At 50.8% G+C, this 18,249-nt stretch carries 16 protein-coding genes; 15 read left to right on the plus strand and 1 reads right to left on the minus strand.

Annotation, left to right across the window (positions count from 1 at the left end):
• The first annotated feature begins 2 nt into the window (after positions 1–2).
• The 13 genes from M2108_RS22020 (at position 3) to M2108_RS22080 (ending at position 13,953) form a co-directional block, all read left to right on the plus strand.
• Positions 3–896, plus strand: coding sequence for a carbohydrate ABC transporter permease (locus M2108_RS22020; RefSeq protein WP_277471498.1), 894 nt, complete (start codon positions 3–5; stop codon positions 894–896).
• A gap of 28 nt (positions 897–924) precedes the next feature.
• Positions 925–1,731: a Nif3-like dinuclear metal center hexameric protein gene (locus tag M2108_RS22025; RefSeq protein WP_277471499.1), complete on the plus strand. Its 807-nt coding sequence runs from the start codon at positions 925–927 to the stop codon at positions 1,729–1,731.
• A gap of 654 nt (positions 1,732–2,385) precedes the next feature.
• Positions 2,386–3,354: a LacI family DNA-binding transcriptional regulator gene (locus tag M2108_RS22030; RefSeq protein ID WP_277471500.1), complete on the plus strand. Its 969-nt coding sequence runs from the start codon at positions 2,386–2,388 to the stop codon at positions 3,352–3,354.
• A 163-nt stretch (positions 3,355–3,517) separates the two neighbouring features.
• Positions 3,518–4,468 (plus strand): ABC transporter permease, encoded by a 951-nt coding sequence (locus M2108_RS22035; RefSeq protein ID WP_277471501.1) that lies wholly within the window; start codon positions 3,518–3,520, stop codon positions 4,466–4,468.
• Between the two features lie 13 nt (positions 4,469–4,481).
• Complete coding sequence (locus M2108_RS22040) at positions 4,482–5,378, plus strand: carbohydrate ABC transporter permease (protein ID WP_277471502.1); 897 nt, start codon at positions 4,482–4,484, stop codon at positions 5,376–5,378.
• A 109-nt stretch (positions 5,379–5,487) separates the two neighbouring features.
• Complete coding sequence (locus tag M2108_RS22045) at positions 5,488–7,113, plus strand: ABC transporter substrate-binding protein (RefSeq protein WP_277471503.1); 1,626 nt, start codon at positions 5,488–5,490, stop codon at positions 7,111–7,113.
• Positions 7,114–7,142: 29 nt separating this feature from the next.
• Entirely contained in the window at positions 7,143–9,584 is a 2,442-nt protein-coding gene (locus M2108_RS22050; RefSeq protein WP_277471504.1) for a PfkB family carbohydrate kinase, read from the plus strand.
• A 3-nt stretch (positions 9,585–9,587) separates the two neighbouring features.
• Positions 9,588–11,864 carry a GH32 C-terminal domain-containing protein gene (locus M2108_RS22055; protein WP_277471505.1) on the plus strand — a complete coding sequence of 759 codons (2,277 nt, stop codon included), beginning with the start codon at positions 9,588–9,590 and terminating at the stop codon, positions 11,862–11,864.
• A gap of 111 nt (positions 11,865–11,975) precedes the next feature.
• A complete protein-coding gene (locus M2108_RS22060) occupies positions 11,976–12,233 on the plus strand; it encodes a hypothetical protein (protein WP_277471506.1) in 258 nt (85 codons plus the stop codon).
• Positions 12,234–12,374: 141 nt separating this feature from the next.
• Positions 12,375–12,830, plus strand: coding sequence for a GH39 family glycosyl hydrolase (locus M2108_RS22065; RefSeq protein ID WP_277471507.1), 456 nt, complete (start codon positions 12,375–12,377; stop codon positions 12,828–12,830).
• Between the two features lie 150 nt (positions 12,831–12,980).
• Positions 12,981–13,145 carry a hypothetical protein gene (locus M2108_RS22070; protein WP_280777183.1) on the plus strand — a complete coding sequence of 55 codons (165 nt, stop codon included), beginning with the start codon at positions 12,981–12,983 and terminating at the stop codon, positions 13,143–13,145.
• A 218-nt stretch (positions 13,146–13,363) separates the two neighbouring features.
• The gene (locus M2108_RS22075) at positions 13,364–13,636 is read left to right on the plus strand and encodes a hypothetical protein (RefSeq protein WP_277471509.1); all 273 of its coding nucleotides are present in this window, start codon (positions 13,364–13,366) and stop codon (positions 13,634–13,636) included.
• Positions 13,633–13,953, plus strand: coding sequence for a hypothetical protein (locus tag M2108_RS22080; RefSeq protein ID WP_277471510.1), 321 nt, complete (start codon positions 13,633–13,635; stop codon positions 13,951–13,953). Before M2108_RS22075 ends, M2108_RS22080 begins: the two co-directional genes overlap by 4 nt.
• Here M2108_RS22080 and M2108_RS22085 read toward each other — a convergent pair.
• Positions 13,902–14,678, minus strand: coding sequence for an AraC family transcriptional regulator (locus tag M2108_RS22085; protein ID WP_277471511.1), 777 nt, complete (start codon positions 14,676–14,678; stop codon positions 13,902–13,904). The genes M2108_RS22080 and M2108_RS22085 overlap by 52 nt on opposite strands.
• A 187-nt stretch (positions 14,679–14,865) precedes the next feature.
• Between M2108_RS22085 and M2108_RS22090 the strand changes: the two genes are divergently transcribed.
• Together M2108_RS22090 and M2108_RS22095 are read left to right on the plus strand one after the other, a co-directional pair.
• Positions 14,866–15,879 carry a glycoside hydrolase family 5 protein gene (locus M2108_RS22090; protein WP_277471512.1) on the plus strand — a complete coding sequence of 338 codons (1,014 nt, stop codon included), beginning with the start codon at positions 14,866–14,868 and terminating at the stop codon, positions 15,877–15,879.
• Between the two features lie 37 nt (positions 15,880–15,916).
• On the plus strand, positions 15,917–17,863 hold the full coding sequence (locus M2108_RS22095) for an alpha-L-arabinofuranosidase C-terminal domain-containing protein (RefSeq protein ID WP_277471513.1): 1,947 nt from the start codon (positions 15,917–15,919) through the stop codon (positions 17,861–17,863).
• The last annotated feature ends 386 nt before the right edge of the window (positions 17,864–18,249 follow it).

Consider the following 18,249-nt stretch of genomic DNA (forward strand, 5'->3'; position numbering starts at 1 on the left):
TAATGATCCAAACCAGGGGAGAACGGACATTTACGGTGTTTTCTGCGGCTGTGATGCTCCTGCTTACGGTTTTTGCTTTTGTACCCTTCCTGCTCATTGTGATTGCCTCAATCACGGATGAGACCGCGCTGGTCCGCAACGGATACAGCTTCTTCCCCGAGCATCTGAGCCTGGACGCCTACCGGTATATCCGGGCCTCTGCCTACGTTTTCGTGAGGGCGTATGGGGTGTCCTTCCTGGTGACCCTGCTGGGTACCGCCGCCGGGCTGCTGATCACCAGTATGCTGGCTTACCCGATGTCCCGGTCAGACTTTAAATACCATAATGTGCTGGCGTTCGTTGTATTCTTCACCATGCTGTTCAGCGGCGGAATTGTGCCTTCGTACATCATGTGGACCCAGTATTTTCATATCAAAAACACGCTGCTCGCGCTGATTCTTCCGAATCTGCTGTCGAACGGCTTCAACGTCCTGCTGGTCCGCAACTATTTCAAGAATAATGTCCCGCTGGAGATTATCGAAGCGGCCCAGATCGACGGCGCCTCGGAGCTGCGGACCTTCTTCCGCATTATGCTGCCCCTGTCCATGCCGGTGATGGCGACCGTGGGGATGTTCATGGGACTGGCGTATTGGAATGACTGGATTAATGCGTTATATTTTGTATCAAAGCCGCAATTGTACGGGATTCAGAACCTGCTGATGCAGCTCATGACCAATATTCAGTTCCTGAATTCCGGCCAGGCCGGCAGTGTGCTGGGTGCGGCTACAGTACAGCTCCCGAGTACAGCGGTGCGGATGGCGATGGCGGTGCTGGGCATTGTGCCGGTGCTGTTCGTACTGCCGTTCATGCAGAAGTATCTCACCCGCGGTGTCGTCATCGGCGCTGTCAAAGGCTAATAATAATTAGGCAAAGGAGAATGGGCGTATGAAAGTGCAGGAGGTTATTGACCGGATTCTGCTCGATTGCTGCGGGGGACGGAGGCTGGAAGAGACCTGTGATGTGCTTGTCAGTGGCAGTGAGGATGTGGAGGTCACAGGCATTGTGACCACGTTCATGGCGACGGTGGGGGTGATCCGGGAAGCGATTGCGGTGGGAGCCAACCTGATCATTACCCATGAGCCGACCTATTTTACGGGAATGGATACTCTGGATTGGCTGGAGGAAGACCCGGTCTACCTGGCCAAGAAGCAGCTCATCGAGCAGCACGGCATTGTCATCTGGAGGTTCCACGACCATATGCATTTGGCGGATACGGATCGGATCTACGACGGGCTGCTGAAGGAGCTGGATTGGACAGACAAGAAGCTGGATGATAAAGACGCCTGGGGGTATCTGATTGAGGAGACCACTGTGGGTGAGCTGGCAGGCTTGCTAAAGCAACGGCTGGGTATGAAGGTGATTCAGATCGTCGGCGATCTCACGTCCCCTTGTTCGCGTGTAGGCATTCTGGTCGGCGGCGGCAGTCTGGGCTTGGGCCGGGAGCAAATGCCGATGGAGCTGATGCAGGAGAAGAAGCTGGATGTGATGATCTGCGGCGATATTACCGAGTGGACGCTATGTGCCTACGTCAACGATGCCGCTATGCTGGGCATGAACAAGGCGATGATTGTCGTCGGCCATGAGCGCTCCGAGGAATGGGGCATGAAATATATGGCCCATTGGCTCGCCCCGCTGGTGGACGGGCTTCCGGTGACGTTCGTGGATGCGAAGGAGCCGTTTGTGTATTTGTGAGATACAAGGGAAATAAACTAATGCAGTCCCGGCGCTATTTAGTCTGGGGCTGCCTTAGTTTGTTGTTGGTGCTAGGAGTCCACAATGTATGCGAAAAGCCGAATAAAGGCTTAAAATCCTGCGAAGGGTGACCTTCGTACGGGTTCGACCCCCGTCCTCGGCACTACAGTGGAAACCTTGAGAAATCAAGGTTTTTTTGTTTTCCTAATACACGTCCACCGTTATAATTCTAAGCTTGCCCCGGCGTAATTTTTGCCTATGTATAAGAAAAAGTCACACTCACTCGGGAGCGTGACTTTTTTTGAACTTAAAATGTTTTCAATACAATGACCAGGAGAATGTAGAGAACAAGAATGACTGTAGTAGACGTGAAGACTACGTGAGGATAACCTGCACATTCGCTCATTCCAATCCCTCCCTTGAAACGTTCTACACTAATGTATGTGTGCATTTGTGAATAGTAAGTGTGAATGCCTATATTGTTAATCGAGTAAAAAAGAGATCGAATACCTCCAGGAACCCCATCATCTGAAAACTTCGTTTAATTAAGCTTGCTTAACTTTTCGACAAATTTGAAACGTTTCCAAATTAACTATTGAAACGTTTCCACTTTGGTGCTATTATAATTTTCAGAAGAGAGGTCGGAGGTGTTAAATGACAAGCATTAAAGATGTAGCCAACTTAGCCGGCGTTGCTGTAGGTACCGTATCCAGGGTCATTAACAACTCTGGTGCCGTCAAACCCAAGACACGCCAAAAGGTAGAAGCAGCCATACAGGAACTGAATTATTTCCCGAATGAAGTGGCCCGGAATTTTAAGATGCAGAAGTCCAAGATGGTCGCCTTATTGCTGCCGAGTATCTGGAATCCCTTCTTTTCTGAGCTGGCGTATTACATTGAGGATGAGCTGGACCAGGAAGGCTATAAGCTGATGCTGTGCAACAGCGGCGGCAAGCCCGAAAAGGAGCTGTATTATCTCGATATGCTGCGGCAGAACAAGGTGGCTGGAATTGTCGGCATAACTTACAACGATATCGAGAATAATGTGAGCAATGATATTCCGATCGTAAGCATTGACCGGCACTTTAACAAGAAGATTACCTGCGTCACTTCGGATAATTATGAAGGAGGCCGTCTTGCATTGAGGGAGCTTGTGAAAGCGGGAGCCCGGAAGCCGGCTTTTATGGGGAGCGTTACCTCTGTGTTCAGTGAGACTATGAACCGGAGAGAGGGCTTTATCCACGAGGCGCAGGCTTTGGGTGTAGATTATGTAATCTACGAGAAGCCCGACCCCATCGTGGACAACCAAGCCTTTATTAATGAATTCCTGCATAACCACGGCGATGCAGATGGCATTTTTGCCATTACCGATATGCTTGCCGCCTGCTATATAGATCAGGCCAGCAAGCAGGGGATCCGGGTTCCGGAGGACGTGAAGGTCATCGGTTATGACGGTATCCAGGACAGTCCGTATTTTCATCCTATTCTATCTACCATCAGGCAGCCGGTGGAAGAAATGGCGCGCATGTCGATCAAACTGCTGTATGACAAGATCGAAGGCATTCCGCTGGAAAAACAGGTGTACCGCATACCTGTTGCGTTCAGGCAAGGCGAGACTACATGATCTCCTGCAGATCAGAGAAACATCAGCCTATCGGTATGAATGCACCAACTGGCGTTTTTCTTTTCTAAATTGGAAACGTTTCAAGTTCAATGATATATTTTTTATTCTAAATTGGAAACGTTTCAAAACGACTGTTTATTCTACATTGAAAGGGAGTATATGCGTGAATTCAAGAATCAGTACGGCAGACCATACCCTGATCAAACCGAGCCGCAAAAGATGGAGCCGGTTCAAGCGCGACTATGAGCTGTACCTGTTTTTGCTGCCGATCATTATTCTGTATCTCGTATTCAAATACTATCCGATGTACGGGGTGCAAATTGCGTTTAAGGATTTCTCGCCGAGCCAGGGGATCTGGGGGAGTGAATGGGTAGGCTTCCAGCACTTTAAAGATTTTTTCGATGCTTATAATTTCTGGACTATTATCAATAATACGCTCTCCCTCAGTTTCCTTTCGCTGTTGTTCGGCTTCCCGGCGCCAATCATCATTGCTATTATGCTCAATCAGATGCTGGGCAAGTCCTATAAGAAGTTTGTCCAGACCGTGATTTATGCGCCGCACTTTATTTCGACCGTTGTGCTTGTCGGGATGCTTAATGTGTTTTTATCGCCCAACAGCGGTCTTGTTAACCACCTGATTACCGCGTTTGGCGGGCAGCCCATCCTCTTTATGGCTGATGAGGGCTGGTTCCGTCCGCTGTATATCCTCTCAGGGATCTGGCAGGAGACCGGCTTCGCCACAATTATCTACCTTGCTGCGCTTGCGGGAGTCAATCCCGAACTGCATGAAGCGGCTATTATGGACGGGGCGAGCAAATGGAAGCGCGTGTGGTACGTGGATATTCCGAGCATTCTGCCGACGATTGTTATTCTGCTGATTCTGGCACTGGGCAATATTATGAGCATCGGTTTTGAAAAAGCATTTCTGATGCAAAGTGATCTCAACTATGCCACCTCCAATATTATCCCGACCTATGTATATGAAATGGGGATTCAGAAGGCCCAGTACAGCTTTTCCACGGCAGTCGGCCTGTTCAACTCCTTGATCAATATCATTTTGATCTTTACCGTAAACCGGATCGCCAAAAAAATGACAGAAACCAGCCTGTGGTAAGGAGGAAATAATCATGAACCAATTATTGAAGCGAAAGAGCAGAGGGGATGTATGGTTTGACATCATCAACTATATTTTGCTGACCATCATCATGCTGCTTGTGTTATACCCGCTTTACTTTGTGCTGGCTGCCTCATTTAGCGATCCCAATTATATCTACTCCGGTGAGGTTTGGCTGTTTCCGAAAGGCTTCACGCTGGACGGCTATGAGCGGATATTCAGTGACTCCTCCATCTGGATCGGGTATGGAAACTCCATTCTGTACGCGACTCTGGGGACCTTAATTGGAGTTGCCGTCACGGTATTTGCAGCCTATCCGCTGGCCCGTAAGGATCTGGCCGGGAAGTCGGTGATTATGTGGTTTTTGCTGGTTACGATGTTCTTCAGCGGCGGTCTGATCCCCACCTATCTGCTGATTAAAGATTTGCACATGCTGAATACGATGTGGGCTCTGGTCATTCCCGGGGCAGGCGGTGTGTTCAACGTCATCATTGTCAGAACCTTTTTCCAGTCGTCCATACCGGATGAGATGTGGGAAGCGGCTTCGATTGACGGATGCTCAAACACCAGATTTTTCTGGAGCATTGTGCTCCCCTTGTCCAAGTCCATTCTGGCAGTGATGGTGCTGTACCATGTGGTCGGATTCTGGAACGGTTTCTTCGACGCTTTGATCTACCTGAATGATGAGAGCAAGTATCCGCTGCAATTGGTGCTGCGCAACATCCTGGTCCAGAATCAGGTCAATTCCGGAATGATGATCGATGTGGAATCCTATGCAGCCAAGATGCGCGTGACCGAACTGATTAAGTACGGGGTCATCATGGTATCCAGTCTGCCGCTGCTGATTTTGTATCCATTCCTGCAGAAGTATTTTGTCAAAGGCGTAATGATCGGCTCGATTAAAGGCTGATCCTCATTTCCGGCACTTGAGAGGGGGGATGTACCGCCGTATTCAGGCCAAAATAGCAGAGCAACACAAGCGTTTAAAGGGTGGATGAACAAAAGGGAGGTTATGGATAATGAAGTCTTTATTCAAAAATGCGGGGATTGTGGTGCTGGCCGGAGCGTTTGCGCTGAGCGGATGTTCCGGTAACGGAAACGGGTCCAAGAATCAGGCGGAGAATCCGGATCAGGAAGCAAATTTCAATGCAACCGGTCTTCCGATTGTAGACGAAACCGTTTCCTTAAGAATGGTAGCCCCGAAGGCGGCTTTGGCGCCGGAATTCTCGGAGATGGAAATCTTCAAACGGCTGGAGAAGGATACTAACGTAAAGATTAACTGGGAGAACATTCCTGATACCGACTATACAGAGAAGAAAAACCTGCTGCTTGCAAGCGGCGATTTGCCTGATGCCTTTTATGCGGCTGGATTTACCGATTATGAGCTGATCAATTACGGTGAAGATGGAACCCTGATTCCGCTGGAGGATTTAATTGAGCAATATGCTCCTAATTTGAAAGCGCTTCTGGAGCGCCGTCCTGATATCAAATCATCCATTACTGCACCAGACGGGCACATCTACGGGCTGCCGTCCTGGGAAGAGAATAACCTGGGAACGAACCCTTTCTTTCACGTTATCAATAAAAGCTGGCTGGATAAGCTGGGCCTGAAAGTGCCGGAAACACTAGATGAATACACGGAAGCGCTGCTGGCCTTCAAAACACAGGACCCGAACGGCAACGGCAAGCAGGATGAAATCCCGCTCAGCTTCATGCACATGCAGTGGTGTATGGATATTGCCGGACTATTCGGCGCCTTTGGACTTCCGGATAACCTGGAGCACCGTGTCGTCCGGGACGGCAAAGTTATTTTTACGGCGACTCAGCCTGAATACAAGGAAGCCCTGAATTATTTTCATGAAAAATGGTATAAGCAGGGTCTGATCGATCCGGAATCCTTCACCCAGGATGCAGCGCAGTATCTGGCCAAAGGCAAAACGACAGATGAGACGCTGGGCTCCTATGTCTGGTGGGAAGTAGAAGAGGTTGTCGGTACCGAACGTGCCAAGGATTATGTTTTGCTGTCCCCGCTTAAAGGCGCGGGTGGAGAGCAGACGATTGGACGCGCCAATGGCGGCGGGCCGGGACGCGGGTCGTTTGTCATTACCAAAGAGAACAGCAATCCTGAAATCACCATGCGCTGGATCGACCAGCAGTATGAGCCTTACATGGCTGCTCAAATCCACTGGGGCCCGCTGGATGTCGTATACAAGAAGGACGAAAACGGTAAGCTCGTGAATCTGCCGCTTCCTGAGGGAGCCTCTGCAGGTGAATTCCGTCAAAAGGTTGCTCCGGGATCTGGCGCGCCGGGCATCATTACTTTTGAGGACTTCGGAAAAGTGGTAGATATGGAACCCCGTGCCCAGCAGCGCGCTGCGGACCTGGAGAAATACTACAATCCGTATATGGAAAAAGAAAACTATCCAAGTATCTTCTTTGAGCCGGAAGAGCTGGACACCATCAACAAGATTGAGCCAGAACTGATCAAATATGTAAATACACAAAGAGGAAAGTTCATTGTAGACGGCGGCGCAGATGAGGCATGGGACAGCTATATCAAGACGCTGGAAAAGATGGGTCTGAATGAATTGATGGAAATCTATCAGACCGGACTGGACCGCTACAATGCAAATCTAAAACTATAAATAAATAGAGGGTTAGGTGGGGAGAAGCTGTGCTTGATGTTATCGCGATTGGAGAAGTATTAATAGATTTTACTCCGGCAGGCCGTTCAGCCGCAGGGAATGAGCAGTTTGAGTGCAATCCTGGAGGAGCTCCGGCCAATGTGGCCGCTGCGCTGTCCCGTCTGGGTGCAAGATCGGCACTCGTCAGCAAGGTTGGAGAGGATCAATTTGGTTCTTTACTGCAAAATACACTTCTAAATAACGGTGTGGATGTAACAGGAGTTTCGGTTACGAACGAAGCAAGTACAACCTTGGCCTTTGTTCATCTGGATGAACAGGGAGACCGGTCCTTCAGCTTCTTCCGGAAGCCGGGAGCAGATACCTTCTTACATTCAAAGGATATCCCTTTGGAGCGGATTGACAGCTGCAAGGTACTGCATTTTGGCTCATTGTCTATGACTCATGACCCTGCCCGTACAGCAACCAGGACGGCCGTTCTTAAGGCTAAGGAAGCGGGAGTGCTGCTGTCGTTTGATCCGAATATCCGGTTTGCGTTATGGGAGAGCAAGGAGGCAGCGAGACAGCATATTCTTTGGGGTTTGAATTATGCCGATATCCTGAAGATCTCGGAAGAAGAGCTTGCTTTTATTACAGGCACAAACGATATTGGAAAAGGTTCACTGGAGCTCCAGCAGCAATATGACATCGGACTGATCGTCGTTACTTTAGCGGAAAAGGGCTGCTATTATCGTCTGGCCGGCCAGGATGGATATGTGCCGGGCTTTAAGGTCAAGGCCATTGATACGACTGGAGCAGGGGATGCTTTTCTGGGCTGCCTGTTATATAAGATCCTCGATAACGGGGGTTCTCTGCAGGAGCTGACCACCCGGCAAATCACCAGCATGCTGAGTTTCGCCAATGCCGGCGGAGCGCTGGTTACAACACGAAAGGGGGCTCTTGGGTCCATGCCTACGACAGATGAGATTAACCGCCTGATGGAGTCCGCCAAACCGGACAATGACGACCGGTTCAGACCAGGGTTTCACTTTTCACCTCCCGATAACTGGGCGAATGATCCCAACGGATTAGTCTACTACAAGGGAAGCTATCATCTATTCTATCAATATCATCCTTACAGTAATAAATGGGGGCCGATGCACTGGGGCCATGCTGTAAGTCAAGACCTGGTTCGCTGGGAGCACGCGCCTGTTGCGCTATTCCCGGATGAGCATGGTGCGATTTTTTCGGGCTGCTGTGTAGTGGACTGGAATAATAGCAGCGGTATATTCGAAGATTCCCAAGGAGGACTCGTTGCGATCTTTACGCATGCGGATACCCATCCGGAGACAGGCCAGCCGCGGCAGCGTCAGAGTCTGGCCTACAGCAGCGATGAAGGCCAAACCTGGCAGAAGTATCAGGGTAATCCAGTGCTCTCCGAGGATGACCTGATAGATTTCCGGGATCCCAAGGTGTTCTGGCATCAGCAAAGCGGGCGGTGGATTATGGCGATTGTTGCGGGAGACCATGCCCGCTTCTATGCCTCGGATAATTTGCGCGAATGGTCGCTGACCGGTGAATTCGGCAAGGGAGAAGGCTCCCATGACGGCGTATGGGAATGCCCGGATCTGTTTCAGCTGCCGGTGGATGACACCGGCCGGTCCAAATGGGTGCTTATTATCAGCATTGGTGACAATCCCGATTGTCCCGAGGGATCACGCACGCAATATTTCATTGGTGAATTCGACGGAAAGACGTTTATTAATGACAACCCGGCCGATCATATTCTGTGGCTGGATTATGGCAGAGACAACTATGCAGGCGTTACCTGGTCGGATATTCCGGAGCAAGACGGTCGACGCGTCCTTATCGGGTGGATGAGCAACTGGAAATATGCCAACGAGACCCCTACAGGTTCCTGGAGAGGTGCCATGACTCTGCCCCGCGCCTTGTCATTGACCAGCAAGGACGGCAGTGTCGTGCTAACCCAAATGCCTGTCCGGGAAATCGGGCAGCTGCGCAAAGATTCCGTGAGCTGGAAGGATGTCACCGTTACGCCTGAGACTCCTTTCATACAGCAGACGAATCATAATCTGCTGGAGATAGAGGCAGAACTGGATGTCCGTTCCGGAGGCGAGGTATGTATTCATCTGAAATCCTCCGGACAGGACGAGATCATTATCGGTTACGACCCTGCTGACAAGCGGCTGTTCACCGACCGTTCCCATTCCGGTGTGACTGATTTCCATCCGGCGTTTGCCAGCCGGCATGGTGCGAGACTGGCTGCAGTGAATGGACAGCTCAGGCTGCAGATCTGGCTGGACCGCAATGCGGTTGAGGTGTATGCGGATAATGGCCTGGTTGTGCTGACCGATCAGATTTTCCCTGAATCTCCGATTGAGCATATCGGGGTAAGTACGCAGTCAGGACAGATTGTTATGAATTCACTTAAGATCCATACGCTGGAGTCTATTCGGATACCGGGGGAGGAATAAGGCATGAGCAGCTCAGCGGGAGACCGCGGACTAACGCTGTATTGGGCTTTTGATGAAGGAGTCGGAGCAGGTGCGCTGGAGAGCGTCACTAAGACGATGGATAATGTTCACTACGTATTTAATAATGCGGAGTTTACCGATCCTTGTACTCCGCCATGGAGGCAGGGAGTGGCAGGAACTAGTCTCCTCTTTGATGGTTACTCAACCTATATTGCTCATTCTGCCCATGAGGATGAACCTAATGGGGAGCCGGAATTTCTGCCGGCACTCAGTATCGGGGTATGGGTTGCCCCGCGAACCTATGAGTGGGGGCACGGGGGCAAGCTGGCCGCCATTGTGAACAGGCACAATAAGGATGCTAAGCAGGGGTACCTGCTTGGCATGTTCCGTCACGGCTCCTGGTCCTTCCAAATCGGGCTTGAGGGAGGAAAATGGATCGAAATCTGCTCGCCGGACGGCTGTGAACTGCCCAAGAATGAGTGGTCTTACGTAAATGCCGTGTTCAATGGGGACGAGGGTGAACTCAAGCTGTATTTGAACGGCAGCGAGATCGCTTCGGCGGTCGTACCTGCCGGTTCAAGGCTGGCAGTAGCGGCGGATACTGACCTGCTCATCGGCAGGAACAATCACAGCAGTAAGCTTGCAAAGGTGTTCAGCCTGCACATGTTCAGCGGACTTATGGATGAGCTGAAGATTTATAGCCGCGCCCTGAGTTACGAGGAAGTGGCCTCATCTTATCAGGAGGTGCTCGCGGCAAATGGAGGCATCCGGCCGCAGGTGGAATATGACGACATCAAGCTGGACAGGACGCCACTGCTTGCGGACCGGCACAGACCGCAATATCATGTCAGCCCCCCGGCCCATTGGATGAACGAGCCGCATGCTCCGGTCTATTTTGCCGGGCAATATCATCTGTTCTATCAGCACAATCCGCAAGGGCCGTACTTTCATCATATTCATTGGGGGCATTGGGTAAGTGAAGATCTGGTGCATTGGCGTGATCTTCCTGTAGCCCTGGCACCTGAGAAGGATCAGCTCGCACCGGACGGAATCTGGTCGGGAAGCGCGACATATGATACTGACGGCCTGCCTGTCCTGTTCTTTACGGCCGGCAATGACAGTGCATCACCGAATCAGAGCGTGGCGCTGGCCAGAAGCAATTATTCCGCAGACGGTGACCCTGATCTGGTAAAGTGGATCAAACATCCCGAGCCGCTCATTGTACAGCAGCAGGGGATGGGGGCATTCGGAGATTTCCGGGACCCGTTCGTGTGGAAGGATGAGGACGGCTGGTATGCCCTGGTCGGGTCAGGGGTGGAAGGCGGCGGGGGAGCCGCGCTGGCTTTTTCGTCAGACGACATGCTGAACTGGACGTACAAGGGATCATTTTTTGAAGCGGACATTCGGAAGTTCCCTTATCTTGGACCGATCTGGGAGCTCCCTGTATTTCTTCCTCTGGGCAGTGACAAGCAAGGTGTGAGTAAGCATCTCCTGCTGGTCAGCCCTGTGGGAGCCGGCGCCGATGTTGAAGTGTTCTACTGGATCGGACAGCTGGACAAGCACAATCTGAGTTTCATACCGGACCGGGAGGAACCTCAATTGATGGATGTCGGTGATTTTCATTTTACCGGCCCGAGCGGAATGGTCGATCCGGTGACAGGCAGAAATATCGTCTTTACGATCGCGCAGGGTGACCGTACATCCGTGCTGGAGTATCAATCAGGCTGGGCTCATAACGGCGGTTTGCCGGTAAGCGTGTACTTGAGGGAGGATGGCAGGCTTGGAATCGAGCCGATTCATGAGCTGCAGTCACTGCGGGGTGAGAAGCGACTATCGCTTCGTGACAAGTCATTATCAGAAGCAAATGACCAGCTGAGGGCTATTCAAGGCGATATGCTGGAGATTCAGCTGGAAATGGGGCGGGGCAGTGCTGCACAGCTTGGAATCAAGGTCCGGTGTACACCGGATGGAGAGGAAGAGACGCTGCTGTATTATGACTGGAAGGAATCGATGCTTTTGGCCGACCGGACGAAAACATCGCAGCATCCGGAAGAAAAATGCAGCGGGATTCAGGGCGGCAAGCTGGATCTGTGCGGCGAGAATCTGAAGCTGCATCTCTATCTGGACCGCTCCATGGTCGAAGCCTATGCCAACGGACTCAAAAGCCTGACGACCCGCGTATATCCGGGCCGCAAGGATGCTTTGGGGCTTAGACTATGGGGAGATGGGGAGTCCTTGGTGAAGTCTTTGGAAATTTGGGAAATGAAGTCTATATGGTAATGCGGAGCGCCACGGCGCTCCTTCCCTCATGGATACAGCAATTAACGCAAAGAAGTAGATAATTGTTTGTAAGCGCTTCATTTAATCAAACATAATGAAGGAGGCTTGTTAATGAGGAAAGCTAATCGAAAGACATCCTGGATTTCCAGAGTGGTAGCAGGGGGGCTGATTCTGCAGCTTGCGGCTCCAGGTATTCAAGGAACAGCCGCGGATGCGGTCTATGAAATTGTAAACCCGGGCTTTGAAACCGGAGGCTTGACGGGATGGACTGTAACCAAAGGAAACGCCTTTGGTCCGGATAGTGTATCCGGAGAATCCACCTGGTGGGCGGAACAAATCCCGTATAACCAGGAGGGTACTTATCGTTAAACGGCTGGAAATACAATGAAGCAGCAACAGGTGCGCTTCGTTCCAGCACCTTCGAGCTGGGGGAACAGGCTGGATTACCTTTAGGCTGGTTATTCGGAATATCCCAAGCTAAAAACGGAAGAAGGCCGTTTAACCCGGATCATGCCCCCGGCATTTTTCAAAGAAAGCATTGACCGTGTGCGGCAAAAAATGAAGGCGGCCTCGTACAGTGACGTTGAGCTTCATATTACCGAGTGGAATTTTTCGCTGTACGACCGGAATCTGCTGCACGATACGATGTTTATGGCCCCTTTTGTCATCTACCAGACGATGAACACGCTCGGGGACGTGGAGGCAATGGCCTACTGGTCCTTTACCGATGTTTTTGAAGAAAGTGTCGTTCCCGCTTCCCCGTTCTATGGAGGCTTTGGCCTGATCAACCGCGACGGGCTGAAGAAACCCGGATATTACGCGTTTGAGCTGATGCAGAAGCTGGGTGACGAGCTGCTGATGCAGGGGGATGGTTATGCTTGTACCAGGAAAAGTGACAGAAGCCTGCAGTTTCTGTTCTATCACTATGTCCATGTGGATCAGCTGTTTGCGAGCGGAGACTGGTAAGAGCTGTCCGGTTCCACCCGTTATGATGTATTTGAGGAAAAAGGCAGCAAAGCCTTTGAAATCACGCTAAACCAGCTGACTGGACCCTATAAATGCACCAGCTATCAGCTGGACCGGGAGCATAGGTCGGTATTCGATGAGTGGATGACTATGGGCGCGCCTGATTTTTTAACGCAGGAGGAAATTCAGTATTTAAACAGCAGAAGCGGTCCGGTCATCCGGACAGAGCTTGTTGAGCAGGAAAGCTGGCGCAAAGAGATTGTACTCCCGCCCCATGGGGTGCTGCTGCTCCAGCTCGAAAGGCAGTATTATTGAAAATACACCGCGCAAACATCCCTTTTCTGATGAAGGGGTGTTTTTTGTTGTTTATTTTGGATCGAAGCAGACAAGCTAGTATAAGAGGCAAGGAAGTAGGCAAAATACGAACCCGGATGCGGTAAGTTACAACAAGAAAACGGTATCATAAAACACTATACTAGGGTTGTATCAGCATCAGCTAAGAGAAAGACAGGGGGAATTTAGATGAAGCGTTCATGAAGTGGATGACAGAATCGTTTGCACCTAGATTGGAGGCGTTTACAAATAATCTCTGGGTGGCATCCATCCAGGAAGCCATTATGGTGGCGATTCCGATGATTTTTATCGGCTCGATTATTACACTCATTTCAATCTTGAAGGATTTCATTCCGGGGATGCCGGATCTTACACCTATCACGACCTTTAGCTTCGGGCTGTTGGGGTTGTTTATTGCTTTTTTAACGCCGTATACCGTCATGGAAAAAAGAGAGCGCTGCTGGCGGGAATGAGCGGGGTATCGCTCTTTGTGCTGCTGCTTAACCCGACCCTAAATGAAGACGGAACCATCCAGTTCATTCTGGAACGGTTTGGGCCTTCGGGGATGATTACGGCACTCCTGGTTGGTGTGTTTGTGGCTCTTGTCATGAATCTGTGCAACAAATTCTCGTTCTTCAAAAAGGGCTCCTCCCTTCCGGAGTTCATTATGGACTGGTTTGATTTTCTCGTGCCGATTGCCCTTATTTTAACTACAGGCTGGGTTCTGGTCTATCCGCTTCATTTCGCCCTGTACTGGGAGGGGGTCAGCCTGAGCTGTTGCTTGAACTGACGCATGAAGTGGATTTCGCTTGCATAGCCGCACATCTCGGCAATCTTCTTGACGGAAATATCTGTAGTGGCGAGCAGGTACTTCGCATGTTCTATCCGGCTGGCAATGACATCGGCCATCGGACTTACACCGAAGAAGCCCTTATACAAGTGCTGGAAACACGACCTGCTCATGGTCAGCTCGTGGGACAGTCCGTCGATCGTCCAGTTCAGGTAGGGCTGGTTATAAATTTTGGTGCGTATAATCGACATCTTGTTGTAATGCGTAGTGCCGACTTCCCGCCCGGTGGAATGGATCCGGTTGCTCAGCTTGATGAAGAATAATTGTAAATATAATTCTATGGTCTCGTCTTTATGCGGGTTGGAGGAGTAAGCCTCATAGCACAAATTGTTAATAATAATGGACAGCTCATTTAAATCGCCAATCGGCATTACTGTGTTCTTGGGAATAGCCAGCCTGTCCAGCAGCGCTTCATCGTCCGGCTTGTCCAGCCGGAAATGAAACCAGTCATTGGTGAACTGTGACCCGTAAGCTCGGTAGAACTGGGGGGTATGCTCGCTGTACAGGATGAAGGAGTCAGGCCCGGTAATCCGGCTCTCTCCGTCAAAAGTGAAGATAGCCGGTGTCTTCAGCAGCAGCAGCATATAGTCGCCGGAGCCTTGGGGCCTGTTGATGATAAAGTCCGCGTCGTGGCTGTGATTGTAGCCGATATTGTATATGTTCATGGGAACCTCCGGTCAGCAGATAGGTCTATTGTAAAAGCAAGCAGGCGGTCTTGTAAATAATGATTGCACAATAGGTTAGTACTTGCGCACGATGTGTAATTGTCCTTACGGCCGGGGTTATCTATGCTTAATGCAGGTAGCAGGAGCAACATATGATGCAGGCGGAAGCCAGAGAGGATGATAGGTGATGAAAGAATGGATCGGTTATTCAAGAGGGGTTAACCTGGGAGGCTGGCTGTCCCAGTGTCCGTATCAGCAGGCACATTATGACTCCTTCATAACGGAGAAGGATATCGAGATGATTGCTTCCTGGGGCCTGGACCATGTCCGGCTGCCGGTAGATTATGAAGTTATTGAAGAGTCGGGGAACACAGAGGCTTATGCGGGATTCAAGCATATTGACAATTGCATCCGCTGGTGCGCCGATAACGGACTGAACCTCATTATTGATCTGCATAAGACCCCCGGATTCTCCTTCGACAGCGTGGCCTCCAATTCCCTGTTTGACGACCCGACGCTCCAGCTCCGGTTCCTTCATTTGTGGAAGGCAATCTCTAGCCGTTACGCAAGCTATAAGGACACCGTAGCCTTTGAATTGTTAAATGAAATTGTGGAGAAGGACAGCAGTCGCTGGAATGCGCTGGCCCGCAGGACGGTTGCCGAGATCCGCAAGTATGCGCCGGAGACCAAAATTGTCATCGGCGGCATCCAGTGGAACAGCGTACATACCCTCGGGCTGCTCGATCAGCCGTATGACGAGAATATCGTGTACACTTTCCATTTCTATGAGCCGTTCCTGTTCACGCACCAGCGTGCAGCCTGGGTGGAACAGATGCCAAAGAGCCGTATAGAGTATCCGGGCGACCTGGAGACATACCGCAGCACTTCGGCGGCCATTGGGGCTTTCGGCTCGGGGCTGCATGCGGAAGGCATCAGCGGGATGGGTCCAGCCTATATGACCAGCCTGATCCGGAATGCCATTGATGTCGCTGCAGAGCGTAATGTGTATTTGTACTGCGGAGAATACGGCGTTATCGAACAAGCCCCGGCTCAAAGCGTGGTGAACTGGTACAGGGATGTCCATGATATTTTTGAACAATATAAGATCGGCAGGGCAGCATGGACCTATAAACAGATGGACTTCGGCATCTCTGACCGCTACGACAGCAGCATTACCCCTGAGATCATTTCTTATTTGTAGCCGTCAACGTACTAATCCATAAGCGAGGTTCCTATATATGAAAATACAAATTACAGACAAACCCGGTGCACCGATTTCGAAGGGGATGATCGGGCTCTTCTTTGAGGATATAAACTACGGTCTGGACGGCGGGCTGCATGCCGAAATGATAGAGAACCGGTCCTTCGAATTCATGGAAGCGAGAGGCGATAAGGGTAATTTCAGCGAAACTTATGACAGCCTTTATGGCTGGAGCGCTTATCCCGCAGGGGCATACGCGGCAAGGCTGCAGATTCAAACGGAGCATCCCCAGAATCAGATCAATCCCCATTACCTGGAGTTTACTGCCGCAGAAGCCGGGAACGCCTTTACAAATAAGGCCTACGATGGAGTCTCTCTGAAGCCGGGAGTCCAGTATCAGGTATCCTTGTATTCCAGAACAGAGGGTTATGAAGGCGGAATTGAAGTCTCTGTGGAAAAGAACAACAAGGTTATGGCTCAGGCTGCCATAGCCCCGGCAGTAAGCGGAGAATGGACACGCTATACGGCGCAGCTCAGCTGCAGTGAGCCTGTCTCTTATGGAGATTTCGTCATCCGGCTGGATGCTCCAGGAACGGTATACTTTGATTTCATATCCATGCTTCCCTCAGATGCTGTGCTGGGTTTATTCCGCCGGGATCTGGTCGATTTGCTGGAGGAGATGAAACCCGGTTTTTTGCGGTTTCCGGGAGGGTGTATTGTAGAAGGATATTCCCTGGAGAACCGGTACCAGTGGAAACGGAGTGTGGGCGCCGCCGAGCAGCGCAAGAATAACAGCAGCCGCTGGGCCATGCACGGGAATAATGAGGAGAATCAGTACACCAGCGAGTACAGCCACTATAATCAGAGCCTGGGAATAGGCTTTTATGAGTACTTTCTCTTATGCGAATATTTGGATGCGCGGCCGATTCCGGTGCTGAATGTCGGACTGGCCTGCCAGTTCCAGTCAACAGAGCATGTGGGTGTAGATGATGCTGCTTTTCAGGAATATATTCAGGATGCACTGGATCTGCTGGAATTTGCCAATGGGACGGCGGATTCGGAATGGGGCCGGCTCCGCATGGAGATGGGCCACCCTGAGGCGTTCGGATTGGAGATGATCGGGATTGGCAATGAACAGTGGGAGTGCGAGCACGCTGATTTCTTCACAAGATACGAGCTGTTCGAGCAGGCGATTCATGCACAATACCCTTCCGTACAGCTCATTGGTTCCGCCGGTCCGGATATCAGCTCTGTACATTATAGCCAGGCGTGGGAATATTACCGCAAACGGACTGAGGACAACCCGAATTTCGTATATGCCGTTGATGAGCATTATTATGTGAAGCCCGAATGGCTGTGCAGGAATGTTCATTTCTACGATCACTATCCCAGAGATATCAGGGTGTTTGCCGGGGAATATGCGGGTCACTATGGCAATGGGATGAATGCGCAGCACTTTAACAGCTGGGGGGCAGCACTCGCGGAAGCCGCATTCCTGACCGGAATTGAGCGAAATGCCGATATTGTGGTGCTTGCCTCCTATGCTCCATTGTTTGCCAGACTGGGCTATGCCCAGTGGTCTCCTGACATGATCTGGTTCGACGGGGAGAGCAGCTACGGAACGCCAAGTTATTATGTGCAGCAAATGTACAGCACGCTTATGGGGACGAAGCTGCTGCAGACCGTAAATGAGAAAGAAGAGATCCCGTTCACGGTGTCGTATAACGAAGCGGAGCAGGTGATCTATGTGAAGCTGGTTAATACGTTGGAGCGTACAGTTCAGGTGGAGCTGAAGACGCAGATGGCCTTGAGCGGACGCGGGGAGGTATATGTTATGCAGGGACAGGAAGAAGAAGTGAACTCCATACAGACACCGCGTAACATTGCCCCTCATTGCGCTCCGCTTGAGACCGCCAGCCCGATGCTCTATGAGGTAGGGCCCAAGTCGTTTCATGTGCTGAAAATGGATTACAGGGTAAAGTGAGCTGACGCAGAAGCTCATAAGGTCAGATAAAGGGAGGGCGGCAGTTTGCCGTCTCTCTTTTTATGTATAGGCTTATTCCGTTAAAGCAGATCGGGCTGAAGACGGATCCAGCAGCTGTACAAGACTTCAGGGATCTGAATCAGCTGAATCCGGAGGCCTTCGCCGCCGTTGAGAAGCTGCGGGTTGCAGATCTGATTCAAGGCGCACAAAGCTCAGGCCGCTGTAAAAGTGAACCGGGTGTATAGCGTGTATCAGTAAATCTATAAATCTATCGGCAAAGAATATGTATTCATAAGGCAGCGGTTCTCCGACATTGGGGAACCGCTGCTCTTTGTTAACCGATTCTTTATTCATAGTTATCAAATTGTTATCGATGTTCTGTATTT

This window comes from Paenibacillus sp. PastM-3, assembly GCF_029893965.1.
In the GTDB taxonomy this organism is placed as follows: Bacteria; Bacillota; Bacilli; order Paenibacillales; family Paenibacillaceae; genus Paenibacillus_AQ.